Genomic DNA, 17630 nt, shown 5'->3' on the forward strand with positions numbered 1-17630 from the left:
GTGACTGCCATGGAGTATCATTCTATTGCCGTAAGTCACCTGGACGAAGGGCTCTACAGCATCCGGCTGAACCGTCCGGAGCACAAGAACAGTATCACTGCCACCCTGGTATCAGAGCTGCAGCATGCCTTAGGGATGCTGGAGGAGCTGAGCGCCTGCCGGGTGATTGTCCTTGAAGGTACGGGCGGGTATTTCTGTACCGGGATGAATTTTCATGCGTTTACGGACGGGGAGGACGACGCACCCGGTGATTCAGCCGCCCCGCCATCCGTAGATTTTTTGCAGACGATGAAAAGGATCGGCGAACTGTCCAAGATGGTGATCGCCAAGGTAGACGGGCAGGTGCTTGCCGGTGGTGTGGGGCTGATGGCTGCCTGTGATTATGTGGTCGCTTCGCCGCGTTCCACCTTTTCCCTGCCTGAAGCGATCTGGGGCCTCGTGCCCGCTCTCGTCAGTCCTTATCTTATCCGGCGGACCGGCTATTGGCAGGCATACAAGATGACCTTGACCACGCTGCCCTTGTCCTCGGAAGAAGCGCTAGGGTGCAGATTGGCCGATGAAGTAACTGCTGACCCGGATGCCAGCATTCTGCGGCTATACCGGAGAATCAGCCGGATCACGCCGCAGACAGTAAGGGAGATCAAAGGCTATTTCCGGCAAATGTGGATTATCAACGAAACGATGGAACATGCCGCCGTAGCCGAGATTGACAAGCTGACCGCTTCTGCAGAAGTCAGAGAGAACATTCAGAATTATGTGCGTTACAAAAGATTTCCCTGGGAAAAAGAATAGGGGCACAGTGATGCTATATACAACCTTCGCAAAGCAATACGAACAGTTCCTCTCCCACACGGTAAGAAGGATCAGCTTTGAGCTGGAAGGCCCGGAGGATCGTTATGGGCTGAAGCTGAGTGTGGTCTCCCTGCCGCCGGAGGACGGGCCACTGGATTATCTGAGTGCGGCGGAGAAGGAGCAATACTTCGGCTTCAAATATCCCAGACGCCGCAACAGCTACCTGCTCGGCAAGCTGGCCGCCAAGATGGCTGTGGCTGAGGAGCAGGATGATCTGTCCGAAATTCAGGTTGATCACGGAATTCTGTGCCAGCCGCTGGTGGCCGGAAGCGACCGGAAGATTACGATTACCCATTGCGACACCCTGGGAGCGGCGGTTGATTATGACCCGCGTCTTCTGCTGGGCGTTGACATGGAGCTTGTGGATGAGAAGGCGATGGACGCGTTAAGAAGGATTACCTCCAAGGAGGAAGAGGGCCTGATGAAGGACCTTGGACCTGAGCTTGCGCCGACGCACTTCCTGACCCTGCTCTGGACGGCCAAGGAAGCGATGTCCAAAGTGCTTCAGACCGGCTTCACCGTTCCCACCGACCTGTTCGAAATCAAAGCATGCACCCGCGGTGAGCAGGGAGTGATCAGCCAGTTCAAGAATTTCCCGCAATTCAAGGCCATATCCGTTCTGCGCCGTGAATATGTTTTTACCATTGTGCTTCCGGCCAAGGCCATGACTAACGGCTCGGAAGCCCGGTTATTGCAATGTCTGCAAGAGATGCTGCCATTATAACGTAAGAGTATCAACCATTTCAGGAGGTGCTTTATGAAAAGTCTCGTCCTTTACACAAGCGTCTATGGAAGTACGAAGCAGTATGCGGAATGGATCGCGGAGGAGCTTGGAGCCGATCTCGCGGACATCGACACGTTTGACATTAAGCAGGCAGGCCAGTATGACACCGTAATTATAGGTACCTATGTGCGGGTACAGAAGCTGGTCATCGCCGATTATCTCAAGAAGGTATGGGACCAGCTGCAGCATAAGAAGGTCATCCTCTTTTCCGTCTCCAAAACGCCTGTGCAAAGCGAAGCCTCCATCAAGAACTACAACAAAAGCATTCCCGAAAAAATCCGTGCCGGGCTGAAATATTTCCCGCTGGAAGGCCGGTTTAACTTTGAACAGCTGGCCGACAAGGATAAAACCATGATGAAGGTCGGACAGAAAATGACCCGGCTGTTCATGGGCAAGGAAATGGCAGAAGAAATGGTCAGAAACTGCGACGATGTGCGCAAAGAAAACATTTCGCCGATTCTTCAGGAACTGCGTCAGACCTCATGAGCACACCCTTGTCCAGGAAGGAGTGAGCGGATTGCAAATCGCTGTATGTGTCAAGCAGGTACCCTCCGCTCACATGGGGCCTGTTATGAACCCGGCGGATGTCTTTGCCCTGGAAGAGGCGCTGCGGATCAGGGAGCGCCAGGGCGGGAGCGTAACCGCCGTAAGCATGGGAGCAGAATCCGCAGCGCAAATCTTGCGGAGCTGCATCTCACTGGGTGCGGATGCAGGCGTGCTGCTGACTGACAGGCTGTTCGCGGGTGGGGACACACTCGCAACGGCCACTGTGCTCTCCCGTGGGCTTGAGCTGTTAGGCAAGCCGGATCTGATTCTCTGCGGCACCCATTCGACAGACGGGGAGACCGCACAGGTCGGTCCCGCCCTGGCGGAGAAGCTGGGCACTGCGCACACCACGCATGTGCTGGAGATCCTCGCCCTGGAAGAGCGGCACATCACCTGCAGGCGGATGACAGAGACCGGTTTTGAAATTGTGCAGCTGATGCTCCCGGCCCTGATTACGGTGCATAAAGGCATTAATCAGCCGCGGATGGCTACCATTAATGGAATTCTGAAGGCTAACCGCTGTGAAATCACCAGGCTGTCCGCCCAGGACCTGAGCCTGGACAAGCAAGCCTGCGGGCTTGCGGGATCGCCTACCCGGGTGCAGGCAACCCGTCCTGCCGCAGACCGGCAGGTGCCCTTCACCGTAAGCGGCAAGAGCCTGCGGGAGCAGATTGAGGAGATCGCGCAGCTTTTGACAGATAAGAATATGTCACCGGGTATATGATGCTTTTTCTAAAATATAAGAATTTATATGTTTCACATGATAACTTATCCTTCTATTTCTCGCTGAAACAGTACCGTCCTTACAAAAGGACGGCAAAGCCGTTTCCACTTGTTATTTTCATTCAGATAAGGAGGCTTCCATGCCGGACCAGAGCCTGCGGGCTAGAGAATATGAAGGTCTCATGATTGCCGGTGAATACGCGGAAGGACAGCTTAGCCCGGCTGTATATGAGCTGCTGGGCTCAGCCCGTGAGCTGAACCGGAAACTGCAGACGGACATTGCCGTCGTGCTTATCGGAAGCGGTACCTCAGCCTATGCGGCTTCCTGCATCAGCCATGGCGCGGACACCGTCTATGTGCTCGATCAGCCCGGCCTCAGTCCGCTGAGCGAAGAGGTTCATACGGAGCTGCTGCATCAGCTGGTATTGGAGGCTAAACCGGAAATCCTGCTGCTTCCCTCCACTATACATAGCAAATCCATCGCCGCTAGATTAGCTGCAAGGCTTAACACCGGCTTAACTGCGGATTGCACAGAGCTTGACATTGATCTGCCTAGCCGGGTGCTGCTGCAGATCCGGCCAGCCCGGGAAGGGGCGTTAATGGCGACCATCTGCTGCCCGGAGGCCAGACCGCAAATGGCGACAGTCCGGCCCGGGGCCATGTCCCCTTGCGAACCCGATCCGTACCGGACCGGACGGATTATTCATCCGCAGCTCCAGCTTCCATCCGTGCTACGCACCTCTATCCTTGAGGTGATCAAGAGCAGAGAAGCGCCGGGCTCCGCCGCTTCCGGTATTATCGTCGCCGCAGGACGGGGCGTGTGCAGCAAGGAAGGAATGGAGCTGGTCCGAGAGCTTGCCGCATGCCTGGGTGCAGAGCTGGGTGCAACAAGACCCGTGATTGACCAGGGCTGGCTGGATTATTCCCGGCAGATTGGCTTAACAGGCCGGAATGTGAGCGGCAGAATCTATATCGCGGTCGGCATCTCGGGAGCGGTTCAGCATACTGTGGGCATCCGCAGAATGGACACCGTGATTGCTATCAACAGGGACAGGACAGCCCCTATTCTGGGACTGGCTGCGCACGGTATTGTTGCCGATCTGTTCGAGGCGGTGCCGCTCCTGATTGATCAGGTTAGACAAAACATAACAGTAGGCAGGTGAGCATATGGAAGAACGGATAAGCTTTGCACAGTTCCAGGGAATCTTTGCCGAATATTTGGGGATTGAGGCTTCAAGACTGACCCCGGAGGTCAATCTGCTGCTGGAGCTGGGGGTTGATTCCTTATCTTTGGTCAATGTGATGCTTAGGCTCGAAAGAGAGTACCAGGTCATGTTCAATCCCGAAGACCGGGTAATGACCCGGACACTGGGCGAAGCCTATGAGCTGTTTGACAACTATAGAAGTTTGGTCCTGGACGCGCAGACCGGCAATTAATCATCTTGATGCAGAGGAGCATGACCATGTTGAATCTGTCTATACGTGCCCTATCCTATTACATCCCCAAGGGGCGGATGACCAACGGGGAGATCGTAGATTTGTTCGCGGAGAAGTACTTTCAGCATCTGCCGAAGGATGATCTGGAGCAACTGGTGTACGGCAGTAAGCGCAAGCTCGATTTTCTGGAAATTACGACCCGTTCCTGCTCAGCGGACTACCGGGAGGAGAGCTCTGTGCAGATGGCCGTTAAGGTCTCGCAGGAAGCGATCGGCAAAGCGGGCATCACAGCAAGCGAAATTGACCTGCTGCTGTTCGTGGGTGTGTGTAATCCCTTCCGTGAACCGTCTTATGCGATTATCCTGGCGCATGAGCTGGGAATGACCCGGGGCAATTATTACGACATCAACGACACCTGCAACGGGTTCCTAAAAGCCATGGAGCTGTCCAGCCTCTATATTCAATCGGGCAAATACCGCAATATCCTCGTTGTAACCAGTGAGAATCCGCTGGAGCTGCTGGAGGCTTCCAACTATGCAGGCAAGGTCGGCAGTCTTGAAGAAGCCGATTACAAAATGAATCTGCTGTTCGCCGGGGCCGGAGCCGCCGCCATGCTGCTGAGTGCTGACAATGGCGAGAAGTCCATCCAGTACTACGGGGAGCAGAGGAACCATGCGGATTGGGAGCTGTCGCTCTATGTATCGCCCAAAATCCATATGCCCGCTCCAAGGTTCGAGGGAATGGATTTCATGAGCTGGGCGGACGGGCGCGGGATTGCCGCCAATGTCATCCGCGATATGCCCGGTTTTGTCTATGAATTCCTGGACGAGCATGGGCTGCGCAAGGACAACATCGATTACATCTTCTCCCACCAGCTGGGCCGGAATATCACCAACTCACTGCTGAACAAGCTGGAGGTCAGGACGGAGAAAGTCTTCCCCGTTAATACCTTCCCCGAGAACGGCAACATGGGGAGCGCCAATATTCCCGCCGGTCTGGCGATCGCCGAGGAGCAGGGGCTGCTGTGTAAGGGAGACTCGATCCTGCTGCTGGGCAGTGCCTGCGGCTTAACCTATGCGGCGGCATACCTCATATGGTAAGGGAGGAAGGCAGACTATGACGGTCACGAATTTTCCCGTTCCCAAGCTGATCGTAAGAGAACCGCTCGACACAGCAATCATCCGCAAAAAGGTCGCCTACGGCAACTATTCCTGCACGGACAAGCTCGTGCCCATGATCAGGGCGCGTGGCACCAATCTGCAGACGGATGATGAAGGGAATCTGCATATTATCGGCTGGCAGCGGGATATCACCCGCATGCGCAAGCAGGATGTCTCCCTGTCCTTCATGGTTCATCTCACCATCAGCCCGGACGGACTGATTCTGGAAGCGGCGGTGGATGATCTTTTTAACGGCGGCAAGGGTGTACTCTGTTCGAGGGATTACCTGGAGCAGAAGCTGAAGGAGGAGCTTGAGGGTCAGTGGTTTGACAAAAAACTCGCTGCCCGGCTCCGTTTTGACCGGTTTAAATGTTTTCATATTTTTGAGATTATGAGCGGGATCTACAGTTCTTATTTCATGCACAAGCAGCATGGGGACACTGGACCCGGCGCTTTATTTTATGAGGAAGATATCGTAGATATTTACGCCGCTGAAGGCAATCTGTATTTGACCGGGCTCCAGGCGTTCAGCGGTAAGGAGGACATCAAGTATACGGTCGTCCTGTACGATGTGTTCAATCATATTACCTTCGACCAGGAAGGTTATATGAAGCTGAAATCTCCGATTCTGGCGGAGTTCTACCTGGACGGGGAGCTGGTCCATACAGACGAAATCTACAAGAAGGACAAGGATTATATCTTCATCCGTATGCAGAAGTTTCTGTTCGTATGCGTGGAGAAGCTGAAGGCGGTGCTGTTTCCGGATTTTGCGGACAAAATGATGAACACCAATCTGGCTCCCGGCGCGTTCATCGGGATCATCATGCAGGCCATCGGCATCCGTTCGTTCTCGAACAACTTCAATTATATCCAGTATATTATGACGGCCATGCAGCGCCCCCGCAGGCTGCCGGGCTGTATCGGCGCCATTCTGAATGAGGAAGAGGCAGCGCAGCATTTCGAAGGCTTTGATTTATCCTATTTGGGCTAACAAAGGAGACTAGGGCACACCGATGATCCAATATGAACGTTTGACCATTGACTGCGTGCTGGATACATTACAAAGGGATTTCCCGGACAAGCCTGCGGTGGTGTTCGAGCAGGAGGCTGTCACCTTCGCGCAGCTGTATGACTATTCCCTCACCATTGCCGGCAATTTGCTGGACCTCGGGATCAAGAAGAACGACAAGGTGGCCGTACTGCTGCCCAACAGTCTTGAATATCTGTACGTCTACTTCGCCCTGTTCAAAATCGGCGCGTGGATTGTTCCCGTCAGCACACGGTATGAACCGGATGAAATCCGGCGGATTCTGGACAATTCCGATGCGGAGACGATCATTTACCAGGACCGGCTGGGCATTTTTAACTATGAGGAAATTCTCTTGACCGGGCTTCGGCCCGAACTGCCGGCGATCCGCAATTATATCGTGCTTGGCGATGAGCCTGCACCGGGCAGCATGTCTTTTGCCAGGCTGCTGAAGCCGCTCACAGTCCCTTTTCAGGACAGACAGCTCGAAGCTATTGATCCAGAGGATATTGCGATTCTCGGCTACACCTCCGGAACCACCGGCCACCCCAAAGGCGTGATGATCACGCACCGCAATCTGGTGGCCACCTCCTACTATGGCGGACAGCTGCTGGATATACACGATGATATCGGCTTCTCGATTGCTCCTCTCTATGCTGCGCAGGGCTTCAATGCCGTGCTCGTCTACTTTGTCTCCTGTATCACAATGAAATGGATCTCCAACTTCAATCCGAATGATATTCTGACCCATGTCGCCAAAAACGGGATCAACCTCTTTCACACCCAGCCGACGATGTGGAGCCTGATCCTGGCCATGCCTTACTGCAAGCCCGGGCTGTTCAGGGAGCTGCGCAAGGTCGTGGTCTCCGGTTCCCTCTGTACCCCGTATTTAGCCCGCTCCATCGAGGAAACGACCCGCTGCACGCTGATTAACGCCTACGGCATTATTGAGGCTACGGGCCTGGTCACAATGACCCGGCTGGATGATCCGCCGGAGGTCCGGCTGAACACCGTCGGCAGGCCGATTGAAGGCTTCGAGGTCAAGATTGTCGACCGGGACCGCAAGGAGCTGCCGAAGGGCGAGATCGGGGAGCTGGCAATCAGAGGCTATCTGATGAAGGGCTACTACAACAACGAAGCCAAGACGCGTGAGGTAATTGACGAGGAAGGCTGGCTGTACACCGGCGATTTGGCCTGCTATTACAAGGACGGCGTCAATATTTGCATTGCCGGCCGCATCAAGGATATGGTCATCCGCGGCGGCTTCAATGTCTACCCGGTAGATATTGAAGAATGTGTACTGAACATGGACAAGGTTGAGGATGTATCGGTTGTCGGGGAGCCGGACGAGATTCTGGGTGAGGCCCTGGCTGCTTTTGTGATCCCAAGGCCCGGAGTTCTGCTTACCGAAGGTGAGGTCAAAGCCTATTGCCGCGGCAAAATCGCGAACTATAAGGTTCCAGACCGGGTACATCTCGTCTCCCAGCTGCCGGTACTGGAATCAGGGAAGGTGCAGAAGAACATCCTCCGAAGATGGGCTGTAGAGGGTATTCCGGCGGAAAGCCAGTTTTTGCTCAATGACATGATCGTCAGAGGCATGGCCGGGGAGCTATAGGATAACCCCGCAAAGTGAGGCTTTGGCTTCAAATTCTTATATTTCAATAAATCACAGGTCGAGGGGCGCTTATTGTGGATTTCAGCTATACCGTGGAGCAGCGGCAGATCTGCGGCTTAATGGAGGAATGTTGTGAGCGGTATTTGAATGACGGAGTGTATGCGGATGACGAGAGCGGCACCTTCCGCAGGGATAAGTGGTCCAGATTAGCCGGTACCGGCTTGCTCGGGCTTCCCTTTCCGGCAGCGTATGGAGGAGCGGAGCAGGGAATGCTGACCACGGCGCTGGCGATCCGTTCGCTGGCGCGCCGCTGCCAGGATGAAGGCCTGGTCTTCTCGGTATGCGCTCAAATGTCAGCGGCCCAAGTGCCGCTATGGGTATACGGCAGTAAGGAGCAGCAGGCCGGTTATCTGGCACCGCTCATGGATGGAAGATTCATCGGCAGCAGCGTAATTACGGAACCTGGGGCGGGCTCTGATTCTTCCGCCATGACCACCTCTGTCGAGAAGGAACCGGAAGGTTATATCCTGAACGGCATCAAAACCTTTGCCACACTCGCCCCGGAGTCCGACATCCTGCTGGTGTACGGCAAGCATGCGAATGGACTGCCCATGCTGGATGTGTCGGCCTTTATTCTGGAAGCTCGGCAGCAGGAATACGAGATTGGACAGGTCTTCGGGAAGATGGGCCTGCGGACCAGCCCGATGAGTGAGGTTCTGCTGAACCACACCCGTATTCCGGCGCACAGGCTGCTGGGACGGGAACGGCAGGGGATGGGTATTTTTTTCAAGGCGATGCTGTGGGAGCGGATTATAGTCAGTGCTTATCATGTCGGAGCCATGGAACAGCAGTATGAACAGACCTATCAGTATGCGGGCCAGAGGAAGCAATTCGGGCAGGCCATCCGCTCCTTCGAGGGTGTCTATGACAAGCTGGTCCAGATGAGAATCCGGATGGAAACAAGCAGGCTGATGCTGTATAAGGTGTGCGAGGACTTTGACCAGGGCCGCTGCGGAATGCACAGCGCCTCCATGCTGAAGCTGCATACCTCCGAATCCAAGGTGCAGAACAGCCTTGCGGCGGTACAAATCTGGGGAGCTTACGGCTATGTGAAGGAGAGCCCGCCGGAGAAGCAGATGCGGGATTCCCTTGCTTCCAAGCTGTACTCGGGAACGAGTGAGATGCAGAAGAAAATCATGCTGGAAGGTCTGGGGGAAGGGTATGAGTGATTTCCTGCTTCAGCATTACCTGCTCCGCAGCGCTGAGCGCTGCCCCGACCAGACTGCGCTGCGCTTTGAAGGCAGGGAGCTAAGCTATGGCGGGCTGCTTCGGCGCAGTATTCAAATCTCAGATGCACTGATCGATACCGGCATGGAGCCGGGGGAGACCGCTGCAATCTGTCTGGACAAGTCCCCGCAGGCAGTATGCGCCATGTTCGGCGTACTGTTCACCGCAGGGGCGTACATTCCGCTGGACACGAGCTACTCTCCTGTACACAGAATGTTGACCATTCTGGAGCAGAGCGGGACGCGGTTTCTGGTTACTGATGGTGCGAACCTGCTGAAGCTGCTGCAAGGTGCGAATCCAGAGCAATTGGAGCGGCTGAGGTTACTTCATATCCTGCTGGTGGAGGGGGGCGCCGAACTGGACGACGCAGATTTCGGCATGATCGTTCAAGCTGCGCCGGAGCAGCCCCTGCGCCATTTGTACAAGAGCAGAAGACAGCCGATCAGCGAGGATCTGGCTTATATTCTGTATACTTCAGGCTCCACAGGAGTACCCAAAGGCGTGATGATTACCCACCTGAATGCCAGAACCTTCATTGACTGGTGCTGCGGTTACTTCAAACCGGAAGGACATGAACGCTTCGCGGCCATCGCACCTTTTCATTTTGATCTTTCGGTGTTTGATATTTTCGTGCCGGTTGCCGTAGGGGCAACGCTCGTCCTCCTGACGGCTGAGGTCATTCAGCATCCGGCGCGTTTTACCAAGGCCATCGAACAGGGGGGAATTAGCTGGGTCTATTCCGTGCCTTCACTCTGGGCTGCCGTGGTCCAATACGGCCGGTTGCCAGCAGGTGGGCTGCCTTCGCTGAGGGGCGTGCTGTTTGCGGGAGAGGTTCTGCAGCCGAAGCTGCTGCACCAGGTGATGGAGTTGCTGCCAGAGGCGGATTTCTACAATCTGTACGGGCTGATTGAAACCAACGTCTGTACCTATTATCCGCTGAGTGAACAAGACGGTATACACGGCACTCCCGTACCGATCGGGTATCCCTGCGGAAATACCGGAGTTGTCGTGGTAACCGCTGACGGACGTCTTGCCGGTGCCGGTGAAGAGGGTGAACTCTGTGTAAGAGGCTCAATAGTCATGAAGGGCTATTACCGTAACCCTCTGCTTACAGAGCAGAGCTTCCGCAGCATACCGCCGAATTGGGGTCTTGGAGACAAGCTCTACTGCACCGGGGACATGGCTATGGTTAATGAAAACGGAGCGCTCGTCCTGATTGGCCGCAAAGACGCCTTGATTAAGCGTTCCGGCTTTCGTATTGAGCTGCCGGAGATTGAACGCGTGCTGCATGACATGGAGAATATTCTGGATGCCGCGGTCGTGGATATCCAGGATGGTGAAGGCCATCCACTGATCTGTGCTGCCGTGGTTGTGCATGAAGCTGGCAGCTTCACCGTCCTTGGGCTGAAGCAGGCTGTCGGCAAGCTGCTTCCCCGGTATATGATTCCCGATATGGTGCATGTCTTTGACAGCTTCCCTACAGGGGGGAGCGGCAAGGTTGACCGGCAGCAATTGAAGCATGAATTCCGCAAGCGGCTCTGAAGGAAGATGAGGGGAGAGAAGACTGTGCAGATGCAGGACAAGCTGTATGAGATTATCGCCAGCGTATGCTACTTCGACAAGGAGGAGCTGCATCCCGGCTTGTCGGTTGAGGATGATCTGGCCATTACCTCGGTGATGATTGTGGAGATTATCGCGATGGTGGAGAGCAGGCTTGGCGTGAACCTGGAAGAGCATGTAGATGAGCTGCTCAGCTGTGAGACGCTGGGCGAGCTGACTGCGCTGACCGCTGAGCTGAGCAGTGAACATCCGCAGGGCAGCCTGCCCGGGAGGTGAGAGCTTTGGCCGACTCCCATTCCAAGCTGTCCATATCTGCTGCTGCCACGCTGCACGAAGGGTTCGAAGCCCGGGCAGTGCTGCAGCCGGAGCATCCGGCCATCGTTTTTGCCGGAGAGTCAATAAGCTACCAGGAGCTGAACCGGCGTGCCAATTGCCTGGCACATGAGCTGATTGCCCGGGGCGTTCGACCGAATGATCATGTAGGCGTAAGTGTGAAGCGCAATATGAATCTGGTCATGGCCCTGCTTGCCGTGTTAAAAAGCGGCGCTGCCTACGTCCCGGTGGATCCCGGCTATCCGGCCAGCCGCAAAAACTATATTCTGCAGCATTCCGGGGCTTCTGCTGCTATCTGTGAAGACGATGAACCGCTCAATGTGCCGGTTCAGATCCGCCTGGGGTCTGCTGAAGCTGGCGCAACCGCTGCTTCCTCATCAGCAGGCTATCCGTCAGACAACCCGGATCTCTCCATTGACGGCAGTGCTTTGGCCTATATCATGTACACCTCCGGCTCTACCGGCACGCCCAAAGGCGTAATGATCGAGCACCGTTCCGCCGTGAATTTAATCTCCTGGGTGAACCGCGAGCTGGATATGGGCAGTCGTGATAGAGGCTTGTTCGTAACCTCGGTGTGTTTTGATCTATCTGTGTATGATATCTTCGGCCTGCTGGCCGCCGGAGGCACTATCGTCCTGTGTCCGGAGCCGCAGATCACCGATCCGGACAGCTTAACACAGCTGCTGCTGGAGCAGAGGATCACCTTCTGGAATTCCGTTCCGACCACGCTGCATTATCTGGTCCGGCACTTGGCGGAGTATATCCCTGATTTCGCCCAATTGGAGTTGAGGCACATCTTCCTGAGCGGAGACTGGGTTCCCCTGGAGCTGGCGCGGAACTACTCGCGTTACTTCCCCCGGGCGAAGCTGACCGCTCTCGGCGGTGCTACAGAGGCTGCGGTCTGGTCCATCTATTATCCGGTTACGGAGGTCCGGGAGGACTGGACAAGCATTCCCTACGGGATACCGGTTGAACAGAATTATTGGTACATTCTTGACGATGACCTGCAGCCGGTTGCGGCGGGAGAGACAGGTGAGCTGTATATCGGCGGTATCGGGGTAGCGCGCGGCTACATCAAGGACCCGGTGAAGACGGCACAAGCCTTCATGCCGGACCCCTTCCGCGAATCTGAGGCAGACCGGATGTACAGGACAGGCGACCTGGGCCGGATGCGGGAGGACGGAACCATCGAGTTCCTCGGCCGCCGCGATGATCAGGTCAAGATCCGCGGCTTCCGCATCGAGACCAAGGAAGTGGAGAAGATGCTGCTGGAATATCCGGGCATCCGGGATGTTGCCGTTATGGCCAGGAGCCACAGTTCAGGGGATAAATACCTCTGTGCCTATCTGACTGCCGCGCAAGCCGTCTCCGGCGCTGCACTTAAGATGTACCTGGCTGCACGCCTGCCTGCTTATATGCTCCCGTCCGTGTTCGTCCTTCTGGAGCACTTCCCGCTGAATGCCAACGGCAAGGTGGACAAAAAGCAGCTGCCTGAGGTTTCTCTGCATAACATGCTTACGGATAGTGAATTCACTCCCTGCACCACTCCGTTGCAGCAGTCCATTTGCCAGGCATGGGGGGCTGTCCTGGAGCTTGAACCCATCGGACTGGACCATGACTTCTTTGAAATTGGCGGAAGCTCGATTGAGGCGGTTACGCTGCAGAGTGAGCTTGCCCGCAGGGGCATCCCCCTTTCTTACGAAGAGCTGCTGAGCGCCTCTACCATTAGGGCGCAGGCCGGGCTTGTGGAAGCGGGAGTTACTCCGCGGGTAAGTGCAGCCTGTATCCCGCCGGTTCAGGTTCACTGCGGGGAAGTCGCAGCTGCCTCCAGCCTCCCGGCAAGAAGTTTCCCGGAACCCGTGGAACCCCGGCCCTTCACACAGCCGCAGCCGTTTAACGATCTCTATTACAAAAGCTGCCTATATAACTCACTATTTCCTGTAGTGAATGTCTTTGGCCGGAATATCAACACGTTTCTGAGCAGCGATATGTTTGTGTATACTCTTGATTCTGCACAGGCAGAGCCGTACCTCTCTGCGGCCTGCATGGAATCCGCGCCCCCGGAAGCTATTCTGGAGCAGCTGCACCTTACGGTCCGGTATGAGTCCCCGCAGGGCGGGAACGGGCTGAAGGAGAGGCTTACCGCTGGACTGGCCCGGCAAAGCCTGTTCATTCTATGGGTGGACAGCTTCTATGAACCGGCCCGTAGAGACGCTTATATGAAGAAACATCTTGCCCATACACTGCTGGTCTACGGTTATAGTGAGGCGCAGGATCAGTTTATAGTGCTGGAGCACAGCCATAAGGATGCGCTGAACTACAGGGAACGGACCCTGGCAGCAGCGGATCTGCTGAACAGTTATCAGGGGTACCGCCAGCATCTAATGTCATCTGCGCAGACGTACACCCTGATGGAATTCCCGCGCTTCCAGCAGCCGTACACCTATGAACTGCTGCCAGATGTTAATAGACTTAATTGCCTGTACCGCACTCAGCGGGACGACATTACGCAGAGCCTGCAGGCGTTGTCCGCCTTCAAAGATCACTATACTTCACAGCACTGGAGTTATACAGAGCAGCACGTCAACCGCCAGATCGCTGGCCTGAACGCCATCATTGATTCTAAGCGGGCTGAAAAGTACCGGCTGGAGCGTCTTCTTACCGAACGGCAAGCAGCTGCAGCGAGGCTCGGAGAAATTACCGGTGCATGGATGGACATCCGCAGTGACCTGATCAGGTGCAGCAAAGGCATTGCGCTGCCGGACACTTGGAGAACTGTACATGGCCGCTTACTGGAAGACATTGTACACAAGGAGCAGGAAGTCATGGAGATGATGTACCGCCCGGCAAGCCGGGGCAAGGAGGGAGCTTGGCAATGAATCAGACCATTCAGAATCAGCTGCATTATTTATCGCAAAAGTACAACGAATATAACCTTCCCATGTATTTAAGCTATCCGGTGGACAGCCACTGGCGCCAGCCTGCGGATGAATCTGCTATAGCTCAGGAGCTTAAGGAAATCGAAGAAGCACAGGTTTATGTGCATGTTCCGTTCTGCAAGTCGATCTGCTATTACTGCTGCTGTGACCGGGTGCTGAGCGGCAAGGATGAAGACAAGGATCAATATATCGATGCGCTGGAGCAGGAGCTGGCACTCAAGCTCTCCGGCCGTTCCCGGAAGCTGAAATCCGGTAATCTGCACTGGGGCGGCGGGACCCCGGCATATTTGAATGAACGGCAGATCGAACGGCTGTACGGAATTATTGCCCGGTACGTGGATTTTGAAGACAACGCCAGAATAAAGCTGGAGGCTTACCCGGACAAGCAGATTGTTACCGAAGGCAAGCTCCGGCTGCTGAAGACACTGGGGTTTAACTATATCAGCTTTGGCATTCAGGACTTTGATGCCCGGGTACTGAATGCGATTCACCGGGAATGCGATCTTGAGGATACACGGGAGATTATCGGACTTGCCCGGAGCATGGGCTTCACCGTCAATGTGGATTTATGCTATGGCCTGCCCTTTCAGGGACTCGGGGAATTCGAGCGTACCTTGCAGGAGATCGTACGGATTGCCCCCGATAAAATCGTGGCTTTTCCCTATGCCCATTACCCGGCCATCTACCCGCTGCAGCGCAAAATCCCGCATCTCAGCCTGCCCAACAATTATATGGTGTCCCGCCTGTTCGAGCTGGCCCGCCAGTATTTATCCACGGACTACACCGAGATGGGCAGTGATACCTTTATCCGCAACAACGGGCGGGAGAAGCATCCCGGAACGCATGTGGTTCGTGATTTCATGGGCTCCTCCGAAAGAAGCAGCCAGCATCTGCTGGGTCTGGGCAAGTCGGCAGTCAGTAAGATTGGCAGACTCTATTATAAGAATGTCCCGGCGATGGATCGTTATTGCTCCGCGCTTGATTCGGGCAGATTCCCTATTGAGACCGGGAAGACCCATCTTTTGTCCGGGGAGGATGCCATTCGTGAGGATGTTATTCTGAAGCAGCTGCTGGGCGGTAACCCTATTGACAAGCAAATGCTCCAGGAGTGCTTTGGTATCGATTTCGACTCTTACTTTCAGGAGGAGCTAAGCGTGCTTAGAGGCATGGAGAAGGATGGCCTGCTGCTGGGTGTGGACTCTCCGCGAATTACAGTAACCCCTACCGGTACGTACTTTATCCGGGCCATTGCCCATGTTTTTGATCCCTACTACAAATCCACCAGGAATGGAGAAAATAGTATATGAAAATCACAGAACAAGTTACAATGATCGTAGCGGGTTTGACCCGTATTCCGGCAGGGGAGCTGCACCTGGACACCGATATTTTCGAGTCCAGATTGCTGACCTCCCTGGGTCTCCTGGATCTGGTTGCCAGATTGGAGCAGGAATTCAAGCTTATTATTCTGCCCGAGGAACTGATTCATGAACACTTCGCGAGCATTGCTACAATTATCGGGTTTATCGATAACAAGCTGGCGGAGGCTTCATAACAGCGATTGTCTCAGGACTGCCAGGGCTGCTAAGAGGTGAGCCAATTGTTCAAGATCATGATCGTCGAGGATGATATCAAAATCAGAACCCTGATGACCGATATCCTGCGCAAATACAGCTATGAAGTGGTGGAGGTTGCGGATTTCCTGCAGGTGGAGAAGATCTTCGAGCAGGAAGCGCCGCAGCTTGTGCTGCTTGACCTGAATTTGCCTTATTATGACGGATTCTACTATTGCCGGGTATTCAGAAGGAAAACTACGGTGCCGATTATTGTGATCTCTGCAAGGGATGAGGAATCCAGCCAGGTGCTCAGCATGGAGCTGGGGGCGGACGATTATATCGTGAAGCCGCTGAATATTCAAGTGCTGCTGGCGAAGATTATGGCGATTATGCGCCGGAATTACGGGGAATATGCGGGTAAGCCGGAGCCGGAGAAAGAGCAGTTGCCGATTCATCTGGATGACCGCAATTTCAGCATTTCCTGCAAGGGAGCCGTAGAGGAGCTCAGCAAGAATGAATACAAGCTGCTGAAGAAGCTGATGGAGAATAAGGATACCATTGTCACCAGGGAAGAACTGCTGGGAGAACTGTGGGATGATGTGCATTTCGTCGTGGATAATACGCTGACGGTTAATGTCACCCGGGTCAAAAGCAAGCTGGCCAGTCTCGGCTTTCAGGATGTAATCAAAGTCAAAAGAGGCGTGGGTTACATTTTTGATTCGGCTATGATCGGAGGGACCCGCCAGTGAGCATTAAGCTGTTTCGGGGTTTCATGCGTGATCATCTGTCGTTCACCCTTGTCTATTTTTTAAGTCATATCCTGGTGAGCGTATACTGCAATTTCTTTATCAGCAGCAATATCCAGCTCATGTACCTGCTTAGCATCTATTTTTATGTATTTATCATATTTATGTGCTTCCGCTTGATCAAATACGTCTCCACCCACCGGGAAATACAGCGGTTATCCGAGAATATCGAGATTGAGGAGAAGGGCTATTCGTACGAGCAGCAAGCCGTCATTCAGCTCATTCACCGGATACACCATAGCTATCAGGACCAGATCTATGAGGTCAAAGCCCAGGCCGACAACACCCATAAGTTCATCTCGCAGTGGATACATAATCTCAAAACGCCCTTGTCAGTCATCGACCTCATTCTGCAGAACTACAAAATGAATCCCACCGGTCATGCCCTGGCCCTGCAGCATATTGAGGAAGAGAAGGATAAAATCCTTAGCATGCTGAACCAGATGCTGAAGTTCTTCCGCCTGGAGTATTTCACCCGTGACTATAATCCGGAGCCTATCAACCTGCTGGAATCACTCAGAAGCCTGATTAACAGCAAGCGGAATCAATATATCTATAATAATGTCTACCCGGTGATCGAATGTGAGGACGAGCGTATCATGGTCATGACGGACAGCAAATGGAATACGGCGATGCTGGATCAGATCATCTCCAATGCAATTAAATACTCTGACTCGGGCGAAGCGGCGAAATCCATCCACTTCCGCATTGAGCAGTGTGGCGACAAGGTGGTATTGTCCGTCCGGGATGAGGGGATCGGCATTGAGCCGGTGGATTTGCAGCGGGTCTTCCAGCCCTTTTTCACCGGAAAAAACGGACGTACCCATCACCAGGCGACAGGCATCGGCCTCTATGTCTGCTCAGAAATAGCCCGGAAGCTGGGCCACCGCCTCACGATTACCTCGGAAGTCAATCAAGGCACAGAGGTGCAGATTTCTTACCTTTCAAAAATGAAAGATAACGTAAGGTAAATGGATGGATATGGAATCCAGTGTCTACTACAATGAA

17 protein-coding genes are annotated in these 17630 nt (G+C 54.3%); all 17 read left to right on the top strand.

The window, feature by feature from the left end:
* Positions 1–9 precede the first annotated feature (9 nt).
* The 17 genes from GC101_RS00865 to GC101_RS36685 all read left to right on the top strand — a co-directional run bounded on the left by GC101_RS00865 (position 10) and on the right by GC101_RS36685 (position 17593).
* Positions 10–792 carry an enoyl-CoA hydratase-related protein gene (locus GC101_RS00865; protein WP_246354114.1) on the top strand — a complete coding sequence of 261 codons (783 nt, stop codon included), beginning with the start codon at positions 10–12 and terminating at the stop codon, positions 790–792.
* Between the two features lie 10 nt (positions 793–802).
* Complete coding sequence (locus tag GC101_RS00870; protein ID WP_171715720.1) at positions 803–1576, top strand: 4'-phosphopantetheinyl transferase family protein; 774 nt, start codon at positions 803–805, stop codon at positions 1574–1576.
* A gap of 33 nt (positions 1577–1609) precedes the next feature.
* Entirely contained in the window at positions 1610–2122 is a 513-nt protein-coding gene (locus GC101_RS00875; protein ID WP_042137623.1) for a flavodoxin domain-containing protein, read from the top strand.
* 31 nt (positions 2123–2153) lie between these two features.
* A complete protein-coding gene (locus GC101_RS00880) occupies positions 2154–2906 on the top strand; it encodes an electron transfer flavoprotein subunit beta/FixA family protein (protein WP_171715721.1) in 753 nt (250 codons plus the stop codon).
* Positions 2907–3045: 139 nt separating this feature from the next.
* Positions 3046–4068 (top strand): electron transfer flavoprotein subunit alpha/FixB family protein, encoded by a 1023-nt coding sequence (locus GC101_RS00885; protein ID WP_171715722.1) that lies wholly within the window; start codon positions 3046–3048, stop codon positions 4066–4068.
* Between the two features lie 4 nt (positions 4069–4072).
* Positions 4073–4342 (top strand): acyl carrier protein, encoded by a 270-nt coding sequence (locus tag GC101_RS00890; RefSeq protein WP_076243108.1) that lies wholly within the window; start codon positions 4073–4075, stop codon positions 4340–4342.
* 26 nt (positions 4343–4368) lie between these two features.
* Positions 4369–5442: a 3-oxoacyl-ACP synthase III family protein gene (locus GC101_RS00895; protein WP_171715723.1), complete on the top strand. Its 1074-nt coding sequence runs from the start codon at positions 4369–4371 to the stop codon at positions 5440–5442.
* 16 nt (positions 5443–5458) lie between these two features.
* A complete protein-coding gene (locus GC101_RS00900; protein ID WP_171715724.1) occupies positions 5459–6493 on the top strand; it encodes a hypothetical protein in 1035 nt (344 codons plus the stop codon).
* Between the two features lie 22 nt (positions 6494–6515).
* Positions 6516–8144 carry a class I adenylate-forming enzyme family protein gene (locus GC101_RS00905; protein WP_171715725.1) on the top strand — a complete coding sequence of 543 codons (1629 nt, stop codon included), beginning with the start codon at positions 6516–6518 and terminating at the stop codon, positions 8142–8144.
* Between the two features lie 74 nt (positions 8145–8218).
* A complete protein-coding gene (locus tag GC101_RS36680; protein WP_171715726.1) occupies positions 8219–9373 on the top strand; it encodes an acyl-CoA dehydrogenase family protein in 1155 nt (384 codons plus the stop codon).
* Positions 9366–10973 carry an amino acid adenylation domain-containing protein gene (locus tag GC101_RS00915; protein WP_171715727.1) on the top strand — a complete coding sequence of 536 codons (1608 nt, stop codon included), beginning with the start codon at positions 9366–9368 and terminating at the stop codon, positions 10971–10973. Before GC101_RS36680 ends, GC101_RS00915 begins: the two co-directional genes overlap by 8 nt.
* Before the next feature lie 30 nt (positions 10974–11003).
* Positions 11004–11267, top strand: a complete 264-nt coding sequence (locus GC101_RS00920; protein WP_246354117.1) for an acyl carrier protein — start codon at positions 11004–11006, stop codon at positions 11265–11267.
* Between the two features lie 5 nt (positions 11268–11272).
* On the top strand, positions 11273–14203 hold the full coding sequence (locus GC101_RS00925; RefSeq protein ID WP_171715729.1) for a non-ribosomal peptide synthetase: 2931 nt from the start codon (positions 11273–11275) through the stop codon (positions 14201–14203).
* Positions 14200–15570 carry an oxygen-independent coproporphyrinogen III oxidase gene (gene hemN / locus GC101_RS00930; protein ID WP_171715730.1) on the top strand — a complete coding sequence of 457 codons (1371 nt, stop codon included), beginning with the start codon at positions 14200–14202 and terminating at the stop codon, positions 15568–15570. Before GC101_RS00925 ends, hemN begins: the two co-directional genes overlap by 4 nt.
* Positions 15567–15815 (top strand): phosphopantetheine-binding protein, encoded by a 249-nt coding sequence (locus GC101_RS00935; RefSeq protein ID WP_171715731.1) that lies wholly within the window; start codon positions 15567–15569, stop codon positions 15813–15815. The genes hemN and GC101_RS00935 overlap by 4 nt, the downstream gene beginning before the upstream one ends.
* A gap of 45 nt (positions 15816–15860) precedes the next feature.
* A complete protein-coding gene (locus GC101_RS00940) occupies positions 15861–16565 on the top strand; it encodes a response regulator transcription factor (protein ID WP_171715732.1) in 705 nt (234 codons plus the stop codon).
* Complete coding sequence (locus GC101_RS36685; RefSeq protein WP_171715733.1) at positions 16562–17593, top strand: ATP-binding protein; 1032 nt, start codon at positions 16562–16564, stop codon at positions 17591–17593. The genes GC101_RS00940 and GC101_RS36685 overlap by 4 nt, the downstream gene beginning before the upstream one ends.
* The last annotated feature ends 37 nt before the right edge of the window (positions 17594–17630 follow it).

Source organism: Paenibacillus phytohabitans (genome assembly GCF_013141775.1).
Taxonomy (GTDB): Bacteria; Bacillota; Bacilli; order Paenibacillales; family Paenibacillaceae; genus Paenibacillus_AQ; species Paenibacillus_AQ phytohabitans.

Bases quoted from the DNA above. Each gene is read 5' to 3' on its own strand.
- GC101_RS00900 (WP_171715724.1), top strand. From the start codon at position 5,459: ATGACGGTCACGAATTTTCCCGTTCCCAAGCTGATCGTAAGAGAACCG.
- GC101_RS00915 (WP_171715727.1), top strand. From the start codon at position 9,366: ATGAGTGATTTCCTGCTTCAGCATTACCTGCTCCGCAGCGCTGAGCGC.
- GC101_RS00890 (WP_076243108.1), top strand. From the start codon at position 4,073: ATGGAAGAACGGATAAGCTTTGCACAGTTCCAGGGAATCTTTGCCGAA.
- GC101_RS00895 (WP_171715723.1), top strand. From the start codon at position 4,369: ATGTTGAATCTGTCTATACGTGCCCTATCCTATTACATCCCCAAGGGG.
- GC101_RS00875 (WP_042137623.1), top strand. From the start codon at position 1,610: ATGAAAAGTCTCGTCCTTTACACAAGCGTCTATGGAAGTACGAAGCAG.
- GC101_RS00935 (WP_171715731.1), top strand. From the start codon at position 15,567: ATGAAAATCACAGAACAAGTTACAATGATCGTAGCGGGTTTGACCCGT.
- GC101_RS00870 (WP_171715720.1), top strand. From the start codon at position 803: ATGCTATATACAACCTTCGCAAAGCAATACGAACAGTTCCTCTCCCAC.
- GC101_RS00905 (WP_171715725.1), top strand. From the start codon at position 6,516: ATGATCCAATATGAACGTTTGACCATTGACTGCGTGCTGGATACATTA.
- GC101_RS00920 (WP_246354117.1), top strand. From the start codon at position 11,004: ATGCAGGACAAGCTGTATGAGATTATCGCCAGCGTATGCTACTTCGAC.
- GC101_RS00885 (WP_171715722.1), top strand. From the start codon at position 3,046: ATGCCGGACCAGAGCCTGCGGGCTAGAGAATATGAAGGTCTCATGATT.
- hemN (WP_171715730.1), top strand. From the start codon at position 14,200: ATGAATCAGACCATTCAGAATCAGCTGCATTATTTATCGCAAAAGTAC.
- GC101_RS00865 (WP_246354114.1), top strand. From the start codon at position 10: ATGGAGTATCATTCTATTGCCGTAAGTCACCTGGACGAAGGGCTCTAC.